This is a genomic window from Streptomyces sp. (genome assembly GCF_019510245.1).
Taxonomy (GTDB): Bacteria; Actinomycetota; Actinomycetes; order Streptomycetales; family Streptomycetaceae; genus Streptomyces.
This window is the reverse complement of sequence record NZ_JAEKKT010000465.1, coordinates 1-3822: the sequence shown is the minus strand read 5'-3', so window position 1 is coordinate 3822 and position 3822 is coordinate 1. Positions and strand designations below refer to the sequence as shown.

Here is a 3822-nt window from a genome sequence, read left to right as displayed (position 1 = left end):
AGGTTGGACAGCGCGGTCGGCGCGGTGTCGAGGAACTCGCGCAGCGCGGCCTTCTCCTTGACCAGCACCTGCGTGACGGTCTTGAGGTTGGCGATGTTGGAGGTGAGGTTCGCGGAGTTCTCCTTGACGAAGGCCGCGACCTCCCCGAGCGCCGAGGCGAGCGTCTTGATCGCGGTGGCGAGGTCGGTCCGCTCGCCGTTGAGCTGGTCCGCGACCGCGGCCAGGTCGCTGTCGAACTGCGCCACGATGCTGTCGTTCTGGGCGATGGTGGTGGTGAAGGCCTGCAGGTTGGCGATGGTCGTGAACAGGTCACCGCGGGAGTCCGAGAGCGTCTTCACGGCCTTGGACAGGCCGGTGAGGGTGCCGTTGAGGGCCTCGCCGTTGCCGCGCAGGTTCTGCGCTCCCACGTGCAGGAGGTCGGAGACGGCGCCGTTCTTGTTCGCGCCGTTCGGGCCGAGCGCCTGGTTCAGCGTGTCGATGTTGGCGTAGATCTGGTCGAGCTCGACCGGTACGGCGGTGCGGTCGTCCGCGAGGTGGCTGCCGTCGGCCAGCTCGGGGCCCGAGGAGTAGACCGGCGTCAGCTGGACGTACCGGTCGCTGACGATCGAGGGCGCCAGGATGACGGCCTTGGCGTCCGCCGGGATCTTGTACGACGCGTCGTAGGTCATGTCGACCCGGACGTGGTCGCCCTCAGGGGTGATCTTGCTGACCTCGCCGATGCGGACGCCCAGCACCCGGACGTCGCTGTGCTTGTAGAGGCCGATCGCCCGGGTGAAGTCGGCGGAGAAGGTCTTCGTGTCCGAGCCCCCGAACACGCCGCAGCCGGCGGTCATGGCGGACAGGCCGAGGAGCGCGGTCAGCGCCAGCAGGCGGGTGCGAGTGCTCATGAGCCGTTTCCGAACGTGCCGGGCAGGAAGCCCGTGGGCGGCTGGGTCAGGTTGTAGACGTAGGTGTCGAACCAGCGCCCGTTGCCGAGGTTGTTGGCGAACAGCCGGACGAAGGGCGCGAGCCGCTGCACGCTCAGGGACAGGTTTCGCTCGTTGGCGCGCAGCATGTCGGTGACGACCTTGAGGTCGGCCAGCGCCGGCGCCAGGGTCGCCCGGTTGTCCCGCACCAGCCCGATCAGCTGCTCCGACAGGGTGGTCGTGGTGGTGAGCAGCGTGTGGATCGCCGCCCGCCGCGCCTTGACCTCCTGCAGCAGCAGGTCGCTGTCGTGGAGGAAGGCCACGAGGTCGTCGTCGCGGTCGGCGAGGACCTGCGTGACGCCGGCCGCGCGGTCGAGCAGCGTGCGCAGCTTGGCGTCGCGGGAGGCGATGGTCTGCGACAACCGGCTGAGGCCGTTGAGCGAGGCCCGCACCTCCGCCGGCGAGCCGCGGAAGGCGTCGGCGAGCGTGGTGAACGACTTTGCCAGCTCATCGGTCTGGATGGAGCCGACCGTCTTCGCGAGCTGCTGGAACGCCGGCGAGACGTCGAACGGCGCCTGCGTCCGGGCCAGCGGGATGGTCTTCGACAGCGAGTCGTCGCCATCGGGCTCCAGCATGATGAACTTCCGCCCGAGGACGGTCTTGATCTTGATGTCGGCCCGCGTCAGGGCACCGAGATGCGCGTTCTTCACGAGCATCGTCACCAGCACGCACCCGGCGGTGGTGCCGTCGGGGTAGCTGCAGCTCTTCTTGAAGCTGATGCCGGTGACCTTGCCGACCTTGACGCCGGCGACCCGGACCTCGTCCATCTTCTGCAGGCCGGCGCCCTCGGTGAACTCGGCCTTGTAGGTCTTGCCGCCGCCGATGATCGGCAGCGAGTCGGTCTTGAACGCGCCGGCCAGCAGGATGACCAGCACGAGGATGCCGACCGCGCCGATGACGGTCTTGTTGCGCTCCCGGAACGGCGTCACAGCTTGCACCTCGGCGCCGAGTTGACGAACGAGGTACCCAGCGTCGTACGACCGCCGTGTCCGTCCGACTGGGTGATGTTCAGCCCGCAGAGGTAGAAGTTGAACCAGCCGCCGTACGTCGCGGTGCTGATGATCCGGGTGAGCTTGTCCGGCAGCCGCTGGATGACGCCGTTCACCGTGCCGTTGTTCTCCTTCAGGGTGTGCGCCAGCGTCTTCAGCTGCTGCACGTCGCCCTTGAGGCTGGGCCGGATGTCGGTCAGCAGCCCCGCGGTGGCGTCGGTCAGCCGGCCGATGCCGGCGATCGAGCTGCCGATCTCGGTGCGGTCGGCGGCGAAGCCCTGCGCGAGCCGGCGCAGCTGCAGGATGAGCTGGTTGAGGTCGCCGTCGCGCTTGTCGAGGGTGTCGAGCACGCTGGTGAGGTTGTCGACGACCCGGCCGATGACCGCGTCCTTGTTCGCCAGCGTGTTGGTGAGCGATGCGGTGCGGGCGAGCAGCTCGTCGATCGTGCTGCCCTCGCCCTGCAGGGTCTGCACCGGTTCCGTCCGCCGACTTGGCGCAGACGGTGGAGTCCTTCTTCAGGGGCTGCCCGGCTCCGACGCCCTCGGTGATGGCGACGTAGCGCTCCCCCACCAGGTTGCGGTAGCGGATCTGCAGGTGGTTGCTGTCGGTGATCTTCTGGCCGTTGTCGAGCTGGAGCGTGACCGTGGCCATCTGGTCGGTGTCGTCGCAGGGCTTCGCGCCGACCTTGGCGAGCGACACCTTCTTGACCTTGCCCACCCGGACGCCGGCGATCCGCACCTCGTTGCCGGGCAGCAGCCCGGTGACGTCGGTGAACTCGGCCTTGTACGTCGTGGTGCTGCCGCCGCCGAAGTTGCCGATGGTGGCCGCCAGCACGAAGGTCATCATCGAGGTGACGACCATGAAGGCGATCAGCTTGATGCCGGCGGAGGTGGTCTTCACGCGACACCCACCTGGTTGCCCTGGGCGACCGGCGCGAGCAGCAGCCCGGCGATGTCAGGGACCTCGGAGGGAGCCACCCCGAGGAGCGGCGCCGACACCGCGGAGAGCACGGACCTGCTCGCCGCCGCGGACGACGGCGTCTGGCTGTTGTCGTTGTAGCCGTCCAGGAACTCGGTGTCGCCGGCGGGCACCCGTGGCCGGGGCAGCCCGTCGCAGTACGGGCCGCGGGAGTCGGCGTACTCCGGCTCGTCGTCCGGGCCGAACCCGTTGTTGTTCTGGGTCGCCTCGACGGTGATGTGCAGCCCGCCCTGCAGCCCGCCGAAGGTCGCCTCGACGATCGGGCCGTAGCGCGTCAGGGCGGCCGCCATGCAGGGGAACTCCGAGGAGTAGCGGGCATACAGCGCGAGCGGTGCGCGCGAGGAGGCAGCGAGCTGCACGAGCGCCCGCTCGTTCTGCGCCACGATCTGCCTGGTCGTCCCGGCGAAGGACGTGGTGCTGCTGAGGAAGGTGTTCAGCGCGGTTCTCTCCTGGACCAGGTTGCGGCTGCTCGCCGAGAGGTTGTCGAGGACCTTCAGCAGGTCAGGCGTCGCGGCTGCCGTGTTGTTGGCGAAGTCCGCCAGCCCGGCCATGTCGGCCTGCAGCGTCGGCAGGCTCGGGTTGAGCTGCCGGAAGTAGGCGCCGCTGCGCACCAGGTTCTGCCCCAGCTCGTCACCGCGCCCACGCAGTGCCGTCGACAGCGCGTTCAGGGCGGTCGACAGCTCCTGCGGCTTCAGCGCCCGCAGCAGCGGCAGCAGGTCGTTGAGGGCCGTCTCGGTCTCGCGTGCGGTCGAGGAGTGGTCCTGCTCGATGGTGCCGCCGTGCCGGAGGGTGGCGCCCGAGGACGTGGCAGGGTCGAAGAGGACGACCTCCTTCTCCCCGAACAGCGTCTTCGGCAGCAGCTGCGCCGTCGCCAGCTTGTCGATCTTCCC

At 69.0% G+C, this 3822-nt stretch carries 4 protein-coding genes and 1 pseudogene; all 5 read right to left on the bottom strand.

Features of this window, described 5'->3' with window-relative positions:
• Positions 1–887, bottom strand: an 887-nt coding sequence (locus tag JF597_RS54115) for an MCE family protein (protein ID WP_294014462.1), incomplete at its 3' end; no start/stop codon positions are given.
• Positions 884–1894, bottom strand: a complete 1011-nt coding sequence (locus JF597_RS54110; RefSeq protein WP_294014466.1) for an MCE family protein — start codon at positions 1892–1894, stop codon at positions 884–886. The genes JF597_RS54110 and JF597_RS54115, both read right to left, overlap by 4 nt.
• A complete protein-coding gene (locus tag JF597_RS54105) occupies positions 1891–2427 on the bottom strand; it encodes an MCE family protein (protein ID WP_294014464.1) in 537 nt (178 codons plus the stop codon). The genes JF597_RS54110 and JF597_RS54105 overlap by 4 nt, the downstream gene beginning before the upstream one ends.
• Before the next feature lie 76 nt (positions 2428–2503).
• A pseudogene (locus JF597_RS54100) lies at positions 2504–2797 on the bottom strand (MlaD family protein); the annotation flags it as partial.
• A 53-nt stretch (positions 2798–2850) separates the two neighbouring features.
• The coding region (locus JF597_RS54095; protein WP_294014461.1) for an MCE family protein at positions 2851–3822 on the bottom strand (972 nt) is incomplete at its 5' end.